This is a genomic window from Acinetobacter sp. YH12102 (assembly GCF_013419125.1).
In the GTDB taxonomy this organism is placed as follows: domain Bacteria; phylum Pseudomonadota; class Gammaproteobacteria; order Pseudomonadales; family Moraxellaceae; genus Acinetobacter; species Acinetobacter pseudolwoffii.
The window spans coordinates 38,899-56,806 of sequence record NZ_VPAS01000006.1 but is presented as its reverse complement, the minus strand read 5'-3'; the positions used below and the strand labels follow the sequence as shown (position 1 = coordinate 56,806).

The 17,908-nt window shown below is 43.4% G+C and carries 13 protein-coding genes and 5 tRNA genes; 5 read left to right on the top strand and 13 right to left on the bottom strand.

The window, feature by feature from the left end; all coding sequences use genetic code 11:
• Positions 1 to 29 precede the first annotated feature (29 nt).
• The 4 genes from FTU42_RS07555 (at position 30) to FTU42_RS07540 (ending at position 5,287) form a co-directional block, all read left to right on the top strand.
• Complete coding sequence (locus FTU42_RS07555; RefSeq protein WP_159138028.1) at positions 30 to 1,832, top strand: extracellular solute-binding protein; 1,803 nt, start codon at positions 30 to 32, stop codon at positions 1,830 to 1,832.
• Positions 1,833 to 1,856: 24 nt separating this feature from the next.
• A complete protein-coding gene (locus FTU42_RS07550) occupies positions 1,857 to 2,903 on the top strand; it encodes an ABC transporter permease subunit (RefSeq protein WP_100328779.1) in 1,047 nt (348 codons plus the stop codon).
• Positions 2,903 to 3,913 carry an ABC transporter permease gene (locus FTU42_RS07545; protein ID WP_074383046.1) on the top strand — a complete coding sequence of 337 codons (1,011 nt, stop codon included), beginning with the start codon at positions 2,903 to 2,905 and terminating at the stop codon, positions 3,911 to 3,913. The genes FTU42_RS07550 and FTU42_RS07545 overlap by 1 nt, the downstream gene beginning before the upstream one ends.
• Before the next feature lie 129 nt (positions 3,914 to 4,042).
• Positions 4,043 to 5,287 (top strand): NADH:flavin oxidoreductase/NADH oxidase family protein, encoded by a 1,245-nt coding sequence (locus tag FTU42_RS07540; RefSeq protein WP_159138027.1) that lies wholly within the window; start codon positions 4,043 to 4,045, stop codon positions 5,285 to 5,287.
• A gap of 63 nt (positions 5,288 to 5,350) precedes the next feature.
• Here the strand turns inward: FTU42_RS07540 and FTU42_RS07535 are convergent, their stop codons facing one another.
• The 12 genes from FTU42_RS07535 to pyrC form a co-directional block, all read right to left on the bottom strand.
• On the bottom strand, positions 5,351 to 6,772 hold the full coding sequence (locus FTU42_RS07535) for an iron-containing redox enzyme family protein (protein WP_180083219.1): 1,422 nt from the start codon (positions 6,770 to 6,772) through the stop codon (positions 5,351 to 5,353).
• A gap of 293 nt (positions 6,773 to 7,065) precedes the next feature.
• Positions 7,066 to 7,141 (bottom strand) — tRNA-Glu (locus FTU42_RS07530).
• Positions 7,142 to 7,187: 46 nt separating this feature from the next.
• A tRNA-Glu gene (locus FTU42_RS07525) sits at positions 7,188 to 7,263 on the bottom strand.
• Positions 7,264 to 7,287: 24 nt separating this feature from the next.
• Positions 7,288 to 7,363: transfer RNA gene (locus FTU42_RS07520), tRNA-Glu, on the bottom strand.
• 131 nt (positions 7,364 to 7,494) lie between these two features.
• Positions 7,495 to 8,400, bottom strand: a complete 906-nt coding sequence (locus FTU42_RS07515) for an alpha/beta hydrolase (RefSeq protein ID WP_005096382.1) — start codon at positions 8,398 to 8,400, stop codon at positions 7,495 to 7,497.
• 81 nt (positions 8,401 to 8,481) lie between these two features.
• Positions 8,482 to 9,894: an amino acid permease gene (locus FTU42_RS07510; RefSeq protein ID WP_005096383.1), complete on the bottom strand. Its 1,413-nt coding sequence runs from the start codon at positions 9,892 to 9,894 to the stop codon at positions 8,482 to 8,484.
• Between the two features lie 112 nt (positions 9,895 to 10,006).
• Positions 10,007 to 10,082 (bottom strand) — tRNA-Glu (locus FTU42_RS07505).
• Positions 10,083 to 10,291: 209 nt separating this feature from the next.
• On the bottom strand, positions 10,292 to 10,441 hold the full coding sequence (locus FTU42_RS07500) for a hypothetical protein (RefSeq protein ID WP_167381251.1): 150 nt from the start codon (positions 10,439 to 10,441) through the stop codon (positions 10,292 to 10,294).
• 80 nt (positions 10,442 to 10,521) lie between these two features.
• Complete coding sequence (locus FTU42_RS07495) at positions 10,522 to 13,050, bottom strand: TonB-dependent siderophore receptor (RefSeq protein WP_159138025.1); 2,529 nt, start codon at positions 13,048 to 13,050, stop codon at positions 10,522 to 10,524.
• A 163-nt stretch (positions 13,051 to 13,213) separates the two neighbouring features.
• Positions 13,214 to 13,289, bottom strand: a tRNA-Glu gene (locus FTU42_RS07490).
• A gap of 20 nt (positions 13,290 to 13,309) precedes the next feature.
• Positions 13,310 to 13,969: a ribonuclease T gene (rnt, locus tag FTU42_RS07485; RefSeq protein ID WP_034608604.1), complete on the bottom strand. Its 660-nt coding sequence runs from the start codon at positions 13,967 to 13,969 to the stop codon at positions 13,310 to 13,312.
• A complete protein-coding gene (gene pyrC / locus FTU42_RS07480) occupies positions 13,954 to 14,988 on the bottom strand; it encodes a dihydroorotase (RefSeq protein WP_034608601.1) in 1,035 nt (344 codons plus the stop codon). The genes rnt and pyrC overlap by 16 nt, the downstream gene beginning before the upstream one ends.
• 151 nt (positions 14,989 to 15,139) lie before the next feature.
• Here pyrC and FTU42_RS07475 point away from each other — a divergent pair, with 151 nt between their 5' ends.
• Complete coding sequence (locus tag FTU42_RS07475; protein WP_100328772.1) at positions 15,140 to 16,420, top strand: diguanylate cyclase; 1,281 nt, start codon at positions 15,140 to 15,142, stop codon at positions 16,418 to 16,420.
• Positions 16,421 to 16,485: 65 nt separating this feature from the next.
• On the opposite strand, the gene argG is transcribed toward FTU42_RS07475, so the two are convergent.
• On the bottom strand, positions 16,486 to 17,826 hold the full coding sequence (gene argG / locus FTU42_RS07470; protein WP_100328771.1) for an argininosuccinate synthase: 1,341 nt from the start codon (positions 17,824 to 17,826) through the stop codon (positions 16,486 to 16,488).
• Positions 17,827 to 17,908: the final 82 nt, after the last annotated feature.

Sequence of the window (17,908 nt, the reverse complement as noted above, 5' to 3'; positions counted from 1 at the left end):
TGAGATTTTTTAGTTTATTTGTTTTAAGCATGGTTGTCCCGCTGGTAATGAATACCAGTTGGGCAGCCCTGATCACCACACCTTATATTGCGCTACATAGCCCACCGAAATATAGCCATCTGCAATCCTTACCTTATGCCAATTCGCAAGCCCCCAAAGGTGGTGCACTGATTTTGGCGGCCGATGGCAGCTTTGATAATTTAAATAGCATGAATGGCAAAGGCAATGTCACTGAAGGGATCAACTATATTTTTGACAGTTTGCTGTCGAAATCACTGGATGAGCCCGGGGTGTATTATCCCTTGCTGGCGGAAAAAGTCAGTTTTGACCCCAAGAAAACCACCTTTATCATTTTCCATTTAAATCCGAAAGCGCGCTTTAGCAATGGTCAGCCCGTAACTGCGGAAGATGTCAAATATAGCTTTGAGCTTTATCAGACCCAGTCTAATTTCGGTCTGCAAATGTATCTGGCAGATTTAAACAAGCTGGAAGTATTATCAGCTTTACAAGTCAAAATGCATTTTAAATCCGGGCATAATCCGGAAATGGCCATGATTGTCGCGCAGATGCCCATTTATTCTAAACGGCAATGGCAAGGGCGTGATTTTAAAGACCTGACGCTGAAACCGATTCTGGGTTCAGGGCCCTATGTGATTGAACGCATAGATCCCGGCCGCAGTATTTCGTATCAGCGCAATCCTCAATACTGGGGCAAAAATTTATTGGTGAATCGCGGTCGTTATAATTTTGACCGGATCCAGTATCGTTATTATCGTAGTCCGGAAATCAAGTTCGAAGCCTTTAAATCGGGCCAGTTTACTTTGCATGAGGAAAAACAGGTCAATCGCTGGATCAGGGATTATCAATTTCCTGCGGTTCGGCAAGGACAAGTCAAACGTTATCGTTTTCGGCATCAAAATCCGGTCCCGACCCAGAGTCTGGTCTTTAATACCCGGCGTCAGCCCTTTGCCGATATTCGCTTCCGTCAGGCCTTAAGTTTTGCTTACGATTTTGAATGGCTGAATAAAGCCATGTTCTATGGTGAATATCAACGCCTGAACAGCTTTTTTTCCAATAGCGAGCTGGCTTCTCGTGGACGGCCGAGTGCCCAAGAGCTGCAAATTTTAAAGCCTCATTTGCAGAAGCTTCATCCGGTTCAGCGTCAGGCTGTACTTCAGGACTGGCAATATCCTCAATCCGATGCCTCAGGGTTTAACCGGCAGAATTTATTAAAAGCCCGTCAATTGCTGTTAAAAGCCGGTTATCGTTATCAACAGGGGCAGTTGGTCAATGCTTCCGGTCAAGCGGTCAAGATTGAATTTTTGCTGCATCAGGTGGAACAGCAGCGTCATCTGATGCCTTATTTACGTCATTTAAAACGTTTGGGGATTCAGGCGAATATTCGTATGGTCGAAACCGCGCAGTATTATGAACGGCTACGAAATTACCAGTTTGATATGATTGTCGACAGCATGCCACAGTCCCTGACACCGGGGCAGGAACAAAAACAGTTCTGGAGCAGTCAGGCTGCCAAGCAGGTCGGTAACTATAATTATGCCGGTATTCAGAATCCTGCTATTGATGCGGTGATTAAGCAAGTAATTCAGGCGCAGAACCGGGAGCAGGTGATTGACAGTACCCGAGCTTTAGACCGTTTGCTGCGGGCAGGTTATTATCATATTCCGACTTATGGTACGGGTGAATACTGGTATGCTTACTGGAACATGTATCAGCAGCCCAAGCTTAAACCTAAGCTCTCCGCGGGCATTGACTACTGGTGGGTCGATGCGGCAAAGGCTCAACGTGTGGCCAATTATTTCAAACAGCATTAAGCTCCAAGCCTATCAGGGAGTGCCATGAGCACTTATATACTCAAGCGTCTGTTGCTAATGATTCCAACCTTGCTGATCATTTTGCTGATTAACTTTATGGTGATCCAGCTGGCACCGGGTGGGCCGGTGGAACAAGCGATTTATCAGGCACAACAGGTCAATGGCTTGACACATACCGGATTACAGTATCAGGGGCAGCAAGGCCTCACCCCTGAGATGATCGAGCAGATCAATATTCAATATGGTTTTGATCAGCCTGCCCATATCCGCTTTTGGGACATGTTAAGGCGCTATGCCCAGTTTGATCTGGGCACTAGTTTTTTTAAAGACAAGGCTGTGACTGATCTGATCTGGGAAAAACTACCGGTATCGCTGTCTTTAGGTCTGTGGAGTACCTTAATCATCTATCTGGTGTCTATCCCTTTAGGCATCGGCAAAGCCAGAAAACATGGCAGTGTTTTTGATCAGATCACCTCTTTAATGCTGGCGGTGAGCTATGCCATTCCAGCCTTTATTTTTGCGATTTTACTGATTGTATTTTTTGCCGGTGGCTCTTTTCTGCAATGGTTTCCCTTACAGGGACTCAGCTCTGAAAATTTTGCCGAACTCTCATTTTTCGGGAAAATTCAGGATTATTTCTGGCATATGGCATTGCCATTGTTGGCCATGGTGCTGGGTGGATTTGCCAGTTTGACCTATCTGGTGAAATTTTCCTTTGTGGAAGAGTTGAGTAAGCAATATGTTCTGGCTGCGCGGGCCAAAGGTTTAAATGAAAACGCAGTGCTGTATCGGCATGTGTTCCGAAATGCGATGTTAGTGTTGATCGCAGGTTTGCCAGAAGTATTAATTGGGGTGTTTTTCGTCGGCAACCTGTTTATTGAGATTATATTTAATCTCGATGGTTTAGGTGTTTTGGGTTTTGAGGCGATCATCCAGCGCGACTATCCGGTGATTTTCGGTACTCTGTTTATCTTTACTTTGCTTGGTCTGATATTGCGATTATTAAGCGATTTGCTGTATCAACTGATCGACCCACGGATTCATTTCAGTTCACGTCGGGGATCCTCCTAATGTCGTCCTTGATGCAATTAGGCTGGCAACGCTTTAAGCAGCACAAGCTGGGATTTGGCTGTTTTATTATGTTTGGCCTTATTTTTATCATGTCCTTGGGCGCAGAACTGATTGCCAATGATAAGCCCTTGCTGGTGAAATATGATCATGCAGTGTATTTGCCTATCTTAAAATCTTATCCGGAAACCGTTTTTGGTGGGGTATTTGAAACCGAAGCCGAGTATAAAGATCCTGCCGTTCAACAGTTGATTGCAGAAAAAGGCTGGGCGATCTGGCCAATTATTCCATTTTCATATCAAAGCCCGAATCTGGAACTGGCTGTTCCGGTGCCTTCGCCACCAAGTGCACAAAACTGGCTCGGAACAGATGATCAGGGTCGTGATGTGTTGGCGCGGATTCTGTATGGCTTGAGGGTTTCACTCTTATTTGGTTTTGCGCTGACTTTATTGTCGGCGGCGATTGGAGTTTTGCTGGGGGCTGTGCAGGGCTATTATGGCGGCTGGATCGACCTGATCGGGCAACGACTGCTCGAAGTCTGGAGCAGTTTGCCGATGCTATTTATGGTCATGGTGCTGGTCAGTCTGTTTAGTCCCAATATTTACTGGCTATTTCTGATCATGCTGTTGTTTGGCTGGACCACTCTGGTGGGCATGGTACGGGCTGAATTTCTGCGTGCACGCAATCTGGAATACGTCTGGGCGGCACGAAGTATGGGTGCAGGAGATGGGCGAATCATGTTCAGGCATATATTGCCGAATGTCATCGGTTCAAGTCTGTCACAACTTCCCTTTATGCTGACTGCCAATATTACCGCACTGACGGCTCTGGATTTTTTAGGCTATGGGCTACCACCGGAAACAGCCTCTTTAGGAGAGCTGTTGCTGCAAGCCAAAAATAATTTAAATGCGCCGTGGCTGGCTTTATCAGCTTTCTTTAGTCTGGCCATTGTGCTGAGTTTGCTGATGTATATTGGCGAAGCAGTGCGTGATGCTTTTGATCCAAGACAATAAATCACGAAACTTTTTAATCATCGTAAAAATAAGCAGATGAAAATTGTGTAAATTTGACAAGTTGAATTGTCAATTATCCTGACTTGCGTTATAAACGAATACAAAATAAAAGTAATATCAGGACAGATCATGACCCAATTGGCCGATTCCATTCAAATTCGTCATACCAATTTCAAAAACCGTATTATTAAAGGCGCTATGAGTGAGGCGCTGGCCAATGATGCCGGCCAGCCCAATCAGGCACATTTCAAGTTGTATGAAGCCTGGGCCAAAGGTGGACTGGGCTGTGCCATTACTGGCAATGTCATGGTGGACTTTCGTGCCAAAAATGAGCCGGGCGTGGTGGTGGTAGAAACCGAGCGTGATCTGGAGCAGCTTAAAGTCTGGGCGGAAGTGGGCAAGCAGCAGGGTATGGTACAGTTGGTGCAGTTATCACATCCGGGTCGTCAGTGTCCCAAAGGCTTAAATAAAGAAACAGTTGCGCCGTCGGCCGTACCTTTTAGTCCGGCATTGGCCGTCAGCTTCGGCACACCACGTGCGCTGACTGAAACTGAAATTCTGGAGATTATCCAGCGTTTTGCCACTTCAGCGCAAATTTGTGAAAAGGCTGGTTTTGAAGGCGTCCAGTTGCATGGTGCGCATGGTTATCTGATTAGCCAGTTTCTGTCACCGCTGACCAATAAGCGTCAGGATCAATGGGGTGGCAGTATTGAAAACCGTACCCGTTTTCTGTTGGAAACCTATCAGGCTGTCCGTGCTGCAAGCTCAGAAAATTTCATTATTTCAGTCAAATTGAATTCTGCTGACTTTCAGCGCGGTGGTATAAGTGAAGAAGATGTGATCTATGTCTTTAAGGCGATGGATGCAGCCGGGATTGATATCATTGAAGTATCCGGTGGCAGCTATGAAGCGCCTGCCATGGCTGGTGTAAAAGAAGACAAACGCAAAGCTTCAACCATTGCTCGTGAAGCCTATTTCCTCGATTTTGCCGAAAAGATCCGTCAGGAAGTCAATTGCCATATCATGGTGACCGGTGGCTTTAGAACCGTTGACGGCATGAATGCTGCACTCGACAGTGGTGCATGTGATTTTGTTGGCATCGCCCGACCTTTTGCGGTAGAGCCGGATCTGGGTGATCGTTTGATTGCAGGGCAAGATGTACGTTATGCGGTTGAGAAAATTAAAACCGGTATTCCGCTGGTTGACAAAATGGCGATTATGGAAATTATCTGGTATGCCGCGCAGTTTAAGGAAATTGCCAAAGGCAAACAGCCGAATCCAAAACTGTCACCGTTAAAAGTCTTTTTGAACTACATCAAAGGCAATGTTAAAGCCGTAATTAAAGGGCAGTTGAATTCGCGTAAATCGGCTTAAATTTATCATCTAAGCATAAAAAACCGGGCAATTAGAATGCCCGGTTTTTTATTCATCACATAGTTAAGAATAATGCATCGCCTGGGTCTGGAAAGGAAATAATAACTGTCCCAGTTGACGAGTGGCCCATAAACCCACTTCAGTATGATGCATATGCGGTGAAGTATAGGGAATCAGCAAGTCAATTTTCTGTTCCGCACCTTCACAGCGCATAAAGCGATTTTTTAACTGATTTAAACGTTGTTGATCCATACGGCTTAAAGCAGGTTCAACTTTCGCCTGAGACGGCGCTGCGCTGCGTGAAGACAGCCGAGTCGCTAAAGTTGCCCCCTGAATCCAGTCTTTAATGATCTGTTTTTCAGTCGCATTAAACACACCAAACATTTTACCTTCAGGATGATCAATCATTTTCCAGAAACGGCTCTGTTCAACAGGAGCATCTTTAATAATCCAGCCTTTCTCAATCAGCACGTTCAGGAACTTGAAAATTTGTACCGGATCTGATAACCAGTCATTGATAGTCTTGCCACTAAACTGACATTTCTGATTATGAATATATTGGCCAATCAGTGCCTTGTTCTGGAATACTTTTAAGGCCATGCGCTCAATATCCAGCTCTTTCACAATCTGGGAAGAACTTTTACCGATGTCATTGAGCAGATAGCCTTGCTTGATCAAATCAAGATAAGTCTCCGGATCTTCCGCATTCTCATAATGCTGGATAAAGGCTTGCAGGGATTTTTGTGCATGGCCATTGTGGGCATTATCAATCGTAATATGCACATTGAAATAATGGGGATCAATCCCGAGTTCAGCCAATTCGTAATTGGTAATGAGTAGATGCAGCGGCAACTGTTCATAGCCGAGATTAAAACCAATCACCAGAGGCAAGTATTTGGCCGGCGCATAAGCCAGTGCTAACTGTACCGCGGCCTGCTCATAATAACTGGCATCCAGTTGTTCGGCATAACTGTTCAGCTCATAGTGACTTAACAGGTGCTGATACATGGTGACATGATTGGCACGTGGATGTCCCAGACCCAGTTCTTCCAGATAGATATAGATCAAATCTTTCAGCTTGGGTTGATTGCAGTTATGTACGGTGGAATATAACCAAGAACCATCGACCAGTTTAACCGGTGCAACCTTGGACAGAAATTCGAAAGCATGTGAAACCGTTGGGAAATACTCCCGGGCCTGATGTTGTTTACGCCGTCCCAGATAAGCCTGAAACTTGGCACAAATTTGATGATGTTGTTCTAAAAGATGCTGTTCAACTTGTGCCGGTTGATCCAGCCATTCAAGTGTTTCTATATTCAGTTTTTTAATCAGATCACTCAAATAAGATTCAGCTTGTTCGGTTTTGGTATTCGTCGAGATTTCAGTATCTTGAAAAAAGTCGACCCAATCCTTAAAGCTTTTAAATTGATAATTATGATTATTATTTGGCGATAAAGGCAAACTTAACTCTGTGCTGACGAACATAATCTGATCCTTGCAGATATCTCTTCAGTTACCTTAACGTGCGACTTGACGTCTAGATGTTGAATTTTTGTTCTAATTTATTGGTGTATTGCTTTAAATGAAAATGAACGGATATTTATATGAATAGAAATGTTAAAAGAATGCAAATTGTAAAATATGAATTACATGGCAGCCTATGTAACGAAGAGCATATTTTAATGAGTGGTAAAAAATTATATTTAAATATTCAGAATGCAAAAAAGCCCAAGTCGCAATGCCCGGGCTTTTTTGTTGAGATGTTGCCATCTCGAATATGGCGTCCCTACGGGGATTCGAACCCCGGTTACCGCCGTGAAAGGGCGATGTCCTAGGCCTCTAGACGATAGGGACAGTACAGAAGATAAATTTTAAAACCTTTACTTTTAACTTGAAGTAATGGCGTCCCTACGGGGATTCGAACCCCGGTTACCGCCGTGAAAGGGCGATGTCCTAGGCCTCTAGACGATAGGGACTTAATAAAATGTACTTCTGAAAATTGGCGTCCCTACGGGGATTCGAACCCCGGTTACCGCCGTGAAAGGGCGATGTCCTAGGCCTCTAGACGATAGGGACGTTTCAGAGGTGGGCGTATAATAGGGTGAAAATAGGGGGGTGTCAAACGCATTTCTATAAAAATTTTTATTTTCTGGATTGAGTGCGTAAATTTAAAACAATATTGTTGAAATAATGGAAAATGATTTAAATTAAGCTGAATTTTTAAGCAATTCCAGCATGGCAGCTAACACTTGGGGATGCTGTAAATAGCCCGCAATATCATGTGGACGTTGTACAAAGGTACGAATTTCCTGATTGATAATGGCAGGCTGAAAATTAAATGAAGCTGCTGAGAGTGGAAATGCGGTGAGAAAATCATCATGTGAATAGAAATTTATCCAATCGCCTGAAATTGCAGCAGGTCTTATCATTGGTTGCGGAAGATGCGCCTGAATGACACGAAATGCCAGTGGTGATCCGAGGGTAATAAAACGCTGGATATTCAGTTCTGGATGTTGAAGCAAATAATTATAGGCGATCACGCTGCCCAGCGAATGTGCCACCAGAATCTGTGGTTTGCTGCTATGCAGTTGATGATGAATGCGCCGATGAACTTCCTGCATAAAAGTCGGATTGGCCAAATAAAGATAGGTTTCCAGCAGGAACTTATGCAAAAAACTGGCGTGTAAACTGGGGAAATAATTAATGAGTACCGCAAAATCCCGCAAGGCAATATCTTTGCTTAATGCTGTAATAAAATTCAGCTTTTGATCAAAGTTGAGTGTCTTATCTGGATTTAACTGGGGCACATCACAAACTTGATATTTGCACTGATTGGTTGGTGGTACGGCTTGCCGCTGTGCCGGATGTAGAAAAGGGAAATGCGGCCATTGCTGCGGCATTAAGGTGCTGGCATTGAGTAGATTATGCAAATGATGTCGAGAGAGTAAATCACCATAAAAAGGGATACGGATATGCCGTTTTAAATAGCTAAAACGGGCTTGCTGTTGCGGGTTATTTCTGAGGCCTCTTTTGAGAAGATGCAGCCAATGTTGGCGTAATGAAGGCGCCGTATACTGTTGCTTGTTCATGCCGTGAATAAATACAATTTTCATCGACGCACCATTGAAGCTGCCCAATATACAATTAGTATAGACAAAAAAGAGCGACCGAAGTCGCTCTTTTAAAGCTGATGCTTAAGACTTGTTATGGTAGAACGTATAATAACTGGCATAGCAGGCTGCAATAAACAGCAGACAGCCAAAGAAGCTGATGCGCATTGATGGATCAAAGACCATACTGACACAGGTAATAAAACAGAACACGAAGCCTAAAATCGGCACAATCGGAAACAATGGTGCTGCAAAGCCCAGTTCTTTGACCGTGCGACCCTGTTTATACCACTGCCGGCGGAAGTTGAACTGACTTAAACAAATACTCATCCAGACCACCACCATGGTAAACGCCGCAATGCCCAGTAGGTTGGTAAAGATGGTTTCTGGCGCAAACTGTTCAGACAGCAGGCCTGGCAATGCACCGAGCATGGTCACCATGACTGCAATATACGGTACACCGCGAGCATTGAGTCTTGAGAATACGGCAGGTAACTGTTTGCTGTAGGACAATGACCACATCATACGAGAAGCGGCAAATAAGCCCGAGTTGGCAGCAGAAAGTAACGCAGTGATAATCACAAAGCGGATGATGTCTTCAGCATAAGGAATACCGATGTGCTGGAATACCGTTACGAATGGACTGCTACTGACACCTTCAGCGGCCAAGCCAGCTTCCTGATGTGGGAGTAAGGCCGTCACCACGATAATCGTCCCCACAAAGAAAATTAATAAGCGGAAAATTGCAGTATTAATGGCTTTAGGGACATTTTTCGCAGGATCTTCAGTTTCACCCGCCGCAACACCAATCAGCTCTGTACCCGAAAAGGCAAAGTTCACGATCAGCATGGTCGCAAAAATCGGGAATAGACCTTCAGGGAACCAGCCCTGGGCCGTCAGGTTGGTAAATAGAGGCGCAGCTTCGTAGCCCTGATAGCCCAAAACACCAAAGATGGCCAGTAAGCCCAAAACAATAAAGGCAACAACAGTGACTACTTTCACCAGTGCCAACCAGAATTCGGATTCGGCAAACCATTTGGTCGAAATCATATTTAAGCTAAATACAAAGACACCAAAAATAATGGTCCATAACCACATGGAAATATCCGGGAACCATTCCTGCATCAGCAAGGCGGCTGCAGTAAATTCGGTTCCCAGAGTGACAGACCAGGTCAGCCAGTATAACCAAGTGATGGTATAGCCTGTACCCGGTCCAATATAACGTTTGGCATAAGCACCAAATGAACCAGATTCTGGCATATGAACAGCAAGTTCGCCCAGACAGAGCATAACCATGTAAGCGATAATGCCGCCCAGGAGATAAGCAATAATGGCACCTACAGGCCCCGTTTGTGCAATGACTTCACCCGACCCTAAAAATAGGCCTGTTCCGATTGCGCCACCAAGCGAAATCATGACCAGATGTCGAGTACTCATAGCGCGTTTTAAAGGCGCAGAATTGCCCTGATGCGTAGCATCATTCGGAGATGAGTGCATAGGAGTTGAAAAAAATCAGAAGAATGAAGCGAGTTATTGTAGTGAAAAACTACAAATCTGCAATGTATTAATAATGATTTTGAATAAGGCTTGATCGTATGCGATCAATAGATGGCGTCCCTACGGGGATTCGAACCCCGGTTACCGCCGTGAAAGGGCGATGTCCTAGGCCTCTAGACGATAGGGACGTTGCGAGGTGATGCGTATATTAAGGACTCAATTGGTTTTTGTCAAAAGGCTTTTATATAAAAAAGCGCTAAAAGTTCAAACATTAAACAGGAGTAATGCATTAATTTTATTGAGGGCTTAAATAAGTCGAATGATTGGGCTTATTTGCTCGTCATTTAGGCGGAAAATGAAACTCCCGCGGCTGGCAGGAGTTTAAAACAGCCAGATTTTAATGATCGGGTGTTTGGTATTCTGTCGAGTTATGCGCAGGAGCAGTCTGCTCGACAGGTGTTTCTACTTTCTCTTCACGGTTCACGATATAAAGATAAAGCAGTGAAGGAGCTAAAATCAGTAAAACCAGTAAGATCTTTTTTAACATGGCACATAGACAAAGTACGAAATTGCATTAATTATAGCCTAAGCAAATTAAAAAGAGCACCGGAGTGCTCTCTATAAAACTTAGAATTTGAAAGTGACATCGGCGATAAACTGGCGGCCGATTTCAGTCATAACTCTTGGTTTGCTTGCGATTGTTGATTTGGTGGTATACGTGTTGGTGCGGTTAGTTACATTGTTAATAGTTAAACCAAAGATTGCATGTAAATCTTTTGAAAGTTTCCAATCATAAGTTGTACGCATATCCCAGATAAATTTAGGTTTAATTTCAGAAGCAATATAAGTATCAAGAAGATTACCTTCATATTCTACTTTGTCATCTTTACTGGTCACTGTGATCATATCGTCGTAACTGTCTTTATAGCTAAAGAAGTTTGAAAGTTTTACTGGTGCGTGATCGAAAGCAATATCCCAATTTACACGGGCAGTCCATGGTTGGTTGAAGTTTTGTGCAGGACGCTCTGACCAATGCATAATTTTACCGTTATAGGACACGAGTTCATCTTGATCTGCGGTTATGAATTTGTCGGTATAATCGGTATAACTGCGGAATACATCGCTATAGTCAAAACCAAAAGCAATGAAATGCTGTGTACTAGCGAATTTCAAAGCTTCACGATTTTTTAATGTGAGTGTGTAGATGTCGGCTTCACCATGACCATCATTGCTATATTCATAAGAGAAGTTGAAACCATCTTTTGGGATATCGGTGTGGGTACGTGAAATTTCATCTTGGTATTTGCGATTCACCCACTTAAGACCTAAATCCCAAGAATGTAATTGGGTGTTGATACCCAAAACAGTTTCATCACTAAATGGTGTGTCTAGGTCAGAGCGACGTGTGGCATTTGCTGAGTTCGTTGCAGATGTGACCCAGTCCGCCTGCGGATTCTCACGTGAGAATTTATACATCAACTCACCAATACCATCGTTGAGTTCGGTGCCTAATGTTTGCTGACCATAGTAACGATTCCAGCCTGCTAAAAATTGCAGTTTGTCATTCGCAAAGGGCTTATAAGACACGGAACTACGTGGAGAAATATTGAAATTACCGCTTAAAGAGTCGTAGTCGGCACGGACACCTACTCGGGTCGATAATTGATCGTTCCATTGAATGTTGTCTTCAAGGAAAGCATTGAAGCGGTCTTGTTGAGCAGAGAATTGTCCAGCTTTATACAATGAACCTGCAGCGACATATTGTCCTGTCCAACCTTGAATCGTGGGTGTCGCATCGCATAAAGCATCATCAGCTAAACAGGTATTGTTAGCTAAATTTTTCATATTGACAGCTGAAACATTTGACATATATACATCAGAGGCACGTTTCCAATCCACTTCTGCATGAGTGTATCCTGTACCCGCTGTAATCTTATGCTGAGTCGTACCAATTTTGAATGGATCAAAGGCTGCTTTTAAGTCGTAGTTGAGCGCAGTTTGATTTTGTTCTAGCTGACCAAAAAGCGTACCTTCAGATACGGTTTTTGAGTCGGTCCAATCTTTACTGCCTTCAGCATAATGCCAAATAAAACCATAGTTGTTTTCTGAGTTTCGGACATTATCAGCACTTTGGAAGTTGAGTTTATGCGTTAATGTTACAGATCCTATGTGGTGTTCTAACTCTGAAAACATTGTTGTCGTTTCTGTGTCAAGCGTACTGGCTGAGTTGCGACGGCTTTCAGCGTAATTCAAGCTGTCAAGTAAAGCATAATCAAATCCAAATTTAGCTTTCACTGTCTCGCTTGGGTTATAGAAGAAGGTTGAACCAATGTTGGTATTACTGCGTTCTTGATCGATTTTTTTCGGGTCATCAAAACCACTCATTACAGGAATAATAGATTTACGTTTTGATGCATAACTATTAAACCCCCATTGCTCTGAAAGCTTGCCATAAATATTGGCACTTAAACCTTGTTTGGTATATTCCTTTTGATAGGCTTCAGTCGGCTCTTCAAAGAGCTCTTCTTCTAATGGGCTAACAGCATTAAAGCGAGCCCAGTCACTTTCTGTGTAATCATATGTGACAGTACCATGAATTTTTCTAATTTCAGTTTGTGGTGCACAGGTCTTTGCATTGACCACGCCACCGGTAAACTGACCATATTCAGCAGAAACATTGCTGTCGAGTACTTCCAAATCACACAGTAAGTCTGTATTGACAGCCATCGCTTGAGAGCCAGTGCTAAATGTATTGTAGTTACTTGGACCATCAGCAGGGTTAATTAATAGGTTATTGGATACGCCATTCACAATAAAATTATTTTGGAAGGTTTGAGCACCATTGATAGAAATTTCAGAGGGTTTAAGTTCACCTTGTGAGCCTGCTGCTAACTGTGATTGGCTAAACTGCACATTCGGATTCACCTTTAAAAAATCAGTTATATTCTTTGAGCTATTCGGCGTCTTTTCTAAGTCTTCTTTGCTATAAATCGTTTTCCCAACTTCATTTCCTTGCTGAGCTTCAATAATAATCGTGTTGAACTTAACCGTAGCTTCATTAGGGATGGATTCTTGATAATTTGATTCTTCTGCAAAACTAGAGGTTGATAAAGCTGCCAATATAGCGAGTGAAAGTGAAGAGTAGGCAAAACGCATGAGAAGGTTAAATCTTTGAAAGATAATGAAAGCGATTATCATTAACTTGATTGCTATAATCAATAGTAATGAGAATTATTTGCATTAATTGGGCTTTAAATGTGTAAGATTTAAGCAGCTTAAGTCGCTGAAAAATAAAAATATGAAAAGGGAGGAAAATATATGGCGTCCCTACGGGGATTCGAACCCCGGTTACCGCCGTGAAAGGGCGATGTCCTAGGCCTCTAGACGATAGGGACGTTTAGAAGATGGCGGTATCTTATTGATCCGCCACCAGAGTGTCAAGCAGGTGAGGCGCGAGTTTGTTTAAAATATAGCAAAACAGTTCAGCCGTCTTCTGTGTGTCATATAACGCAGAGTGAGCTTCTTTGCCATCAAAATCGATCCCGGCCTGAATACAGGATTTCGCCAGTACGGTCTGACCAAACATCACCGCACTCAAGGTCACCGTGTCAAACACAGAAAAACTATGGAACGGGTTCTGGTTTTTGGTGCCGGTACGGGCAATTGCTGCCTGAACAAAACCTAAATCGAAATGTGCATTGTGACCCACCAAAACCGCATGGGTACAGTTTTGCTGACGGCGCACGTCATTGACCGATTTGAAAATACGCTTTAATGCGGTTTTTTCATCTTCAGCCATGGCAATTCGCATCGGATTTGACGGATCAATGCCGATGAATTCCAGTGACCTGCGATCGAGGTTGGCCCCTTCAAAAGGATTGATATGTGCATGGTAAGCTTGACCCGGCACAAACTGGCCATCCTCATTATAAACAATCGGAATGGCCGCAATTTCCAGCAATGCATCAGTCTGTGCATTAAAACCTGCCGTCTCGACATCGACAACTACAGGTAAGAATCCACGAAAACGTTGACCAATGATTGGGAGGGTTTCATTTGTCACACTTTTCTCCATTGAATGGTTTTACCCGCATAGAGCGGAATAATCTGTTCACCATCCAAATAGTCTAAACTTTCAGGGATTACTTGATCTTCTTTAACCAGTGTAATGGTGCTGGTATTACGTGGCAGGCCATAGAAGTCTGCACCAAAGTGGCTGGCAAAACCTTCCAGACGTTCAATTTTACCCACCTGATCAAATGCCTGAGCATACAGCTCAATGGCAGTCGGCGCACTATAACATCCTGCACAGCCACACGCATTTTCTTTTGCATTTTTTGAATGTGGTGCGCTGTCGGTGCCTAGGAAAAATTTAGGATTGCCACTAGTCGCCACTTCCAGCAAGGTTTGCTGATGGGTTTGACGTTTTAATATTGGCAAGCAGTAGAAATGCGGCTTGATGCCACCCACCAGCATGTCATTGCGGTTGAACAATAAATGTTGCGGCGTAATGGTTGCAGCGACATTACGGTCTTGCTCAAGCACAAAGTTTGCTGCTTCGCTGGTAGTAATGTGTTCTAACACCAGTTTCAGCTTGGGAAATTGTCTGAGCAAGGGTGCGAGGACTTCGTCCAGGAAGCGCTTTTCACGGTCAAAAATATCGACATGATTATGTGTCACTTCACCGTGCAGCAATAAAGGCACCTGATGCTCTTCAAGCTGCTCAATTACGCCATACACTTTGCTCATGTCGCTGACACCACTATCAGAATTGGTGGTTGCACCCGCAGGATAGAGCTTGATGGCATTGACATGCGCAGATTCTTTGATCTTTTTAACTTCACTTGCCGGGGTGTTGTCTGTGAAATACAGCACCATACGCGGGTCGAAATTTATCCCTTCAGGTACGTGCGCCATGATGCGTTCACGATAGGCATTGGCCTCTTCAACGGTTTTAACGGGTGGTACCAGATTCGGCATACAGATTGCGCGAGAAAACTGTCTGGCTAAATCGGGAACAGTACGTTGAAGTGCTAAACCATCACGCAGGTGAACGTGCCAATCATCTGGCTGGAGAATCGTAATCGTATTCAAGGCAAATTCAGTCGAACAAATAAAACAAATGATAATCCATCTATAGCAAAAATGGTAACGAGAAAGCGCTACAAAATAAGGGATATCTATAAATTAATTTGAAAAAGTATGTTATTTTAAAATTACTAAAAAAATTACATAAATACTTGCAATGGAATACAAGTACAGTTTAGCGAAATTACAAGATGACAAGGAAAACATAGAAGAATTAATTACACGCCAAAGTCAGCGTGTAGGCCCGGTCTTCCCTCAACATCTGGAACAGGAATTCTGGACAAAAAATCTGGAACGTGCCCGCAAACATGTCGAAAAATATGTTTGGGGTGGGGTATTGGCTTATTTTATTTTTCTGGTGGTGATGATCCCCACAGATTACTGGATTATCAGTAAAGAATATTTCGTGCATGATTTTGTGCTGTCTATGTTCGGGCTACTGAATGGCGGTATGTCATTAATTCTCTTTTATATGTTTTCCTGTTTACCCAAGATCAAGCGCTTTTTTCCGCAAGCTTCAATGCTGCTGGTATTCTGGATGCTGGTGTCGATTTCCTGTATCACGATGTTGGTTAAAACCCCAGCGTTACAACACCAGTCGATGGCAATCGTCACCATTATTTATATTCTGGGTTATATCCTGACCGGTATTAAGCCTGTACAGATGCTGGTCACCGGACTGGTCGCTGCAGCAACGACCATTATTGTATTATCAATCATGGCTATAGACTTTAATCCGCTGGTTTTTGGGCGAATTCTGATTGGGAGTTGCTTACTGGGTTATGTAATTAGTCATATGATTTTCGCGCGTGAGCGTGTGATTTTTTTATATAGTATCCGGGCCAGAATCAGTGAGCAGATCCAGCGTATTCATACCACTGAATTATTACATTTAAGCCAGTATGATGAACTGACCAAGATTTCCAATCGGAGAACCTTCGATGAAACGCTTGAAGTGTATTTTGAACGGGCCCGTCGTGAAGACACTGCCTTGGCGATTCTGTTTATCGATGTGGACTTTTTTAAAAACTATAATGATTTTTATGGGCATCAGAAAGGCGATGATGTTATTTCAACCATTGCCAGAACCATCAAGAATGCGATCCGTCATATGGACTTTGTGGCGCGTTATGGCGGGGAAGAGTTTGTTGTGTTATTGCCAGAAACAGATGCACATGGTGCTTATGCCGTAGCTTCAAATATTTTCAAGGCGATTGACCGTCTGGAAATTCCCCATGAAAAATCTTTGGTTGCGAAACATATTACCATCAGTTTAGGCATTACCGTCTATCGTGGTGAAACATATACTGATAAAGATATATTATTGGGAATTGCAGATCAGGCGTTGTATCGTGCCAAGCAGCTTGGGCGCAATCAGATTTATTATCAATCACTTCGTTCCGTCAACTCAGATACCGCCAATGGCTCGATGCTTTAAACATCAAGAACAACTATCCATAAAAAAACCGCTCATCAAGAGCGGTTTTTTAACAAAAACAAAACTTAGTTTTTGTCTTTCAGTTGTGGCACTGCAGATGCTGTACCCACTGCAAGCAAACCAGTTTCTGTATAGATGCCAAGTTTTGCGCGGGTATCGGTAATGTCCAGATTACGCATGGTCAACTGACCAATACGATCCATTGGAGAGAACATAGAATCACCTTTCTCCATGGTCAAGCGCTCAGCTTCATAAGTGAGATTAGGAGATTCAGTGTTCATGATGGTGTAATCATTACCACGACGCAGTTCTAAAGTCACAGTACCGGTCACGGCTTTAGCCACCCAACGCTGTGAAGTTTCACGCAACATCAGCGCTTGAGAATCGAACCAGCGGCCTTGGTACAACAAACGGCCTAAACGTAAACCGTTGATGCGGTATTGTTCGATGGTATCTTCGTTATGAATACCGGTCACAAGACGCTCGTAAGCAATATGAAGCAGCGCCATACCCGGAGCTTCATAAATACCGCGAGATTTTGCTTCGATAATACGGTTTTCGATTTGATCCGACATACCTAGACCATGACGGCCACCGATACGGTTTGCTTCAAGAATGAATTCAACTGGATCTTCGATACGTTGACCGTTGATCGCAACAGGGAAACCTTCTTCAAAAGTAATCGATACTTCTTCAGCTTTAACTTCTACGTCATCTTTCCAGAAGGCAACGCCCATGATTGGATCCACGATTTTGATGCCCGCATTCAGGTATTCAAGATCTTTGGCTTCATGGGTCGCACCCAACATGTTTGAATCTGTTGAGTAGGCTTTTTCTTTTGACATTTTATAGTCAAAACCGTTGTCGATCAGGAACTGCGACATTTCTGCACGGCCGCCAAGCTCATCGATAAAGGTTTGGTCTAGCCAAGGCTTGTAAATTTTAAGCGCAGGGTTGGTCAACAAACCATAACGGTAAAAACGTTCAATGTCGTTACCTTTGTAAGTAGAACCGTCACCCCAAATATTGACGTCATCTTCTTTCATGGCAGTGACAAGCATGGTACCTGTAACAGCACGACCAAGAGGAGTCGTATTAAAGTAAGGAACACCGCCAGTTGAAATGTGGAACGCGCCACATTGAATTGCAGCAATGCCTTCTAATGCAAGCTGTAAACGGCAGTCGATTAAGCGTGCTTTTACTGCGCCATAAGCTTCAGCTTTTTTTGGAATCGCATCGTAATCGTCTTCGTCTGGTTGACCCAAGTTCGCTGTGTAAGCATAAGGTTCAGCGCCTTTTTGTTTCATCCACAAAAGAGCAGCAGAAGTATCTAGACCACCAGAGAAGGCAATACCAACTTTTTTACCTACTGGGACATTCTGCAAGATAGTTGCATTATCAGACATTGTTCATCCTAATGATATGAAATAGGCACGCCAGAATTGGTGGCCTGAAAAAATACATATTGTCTCAATTGTATCATTAATT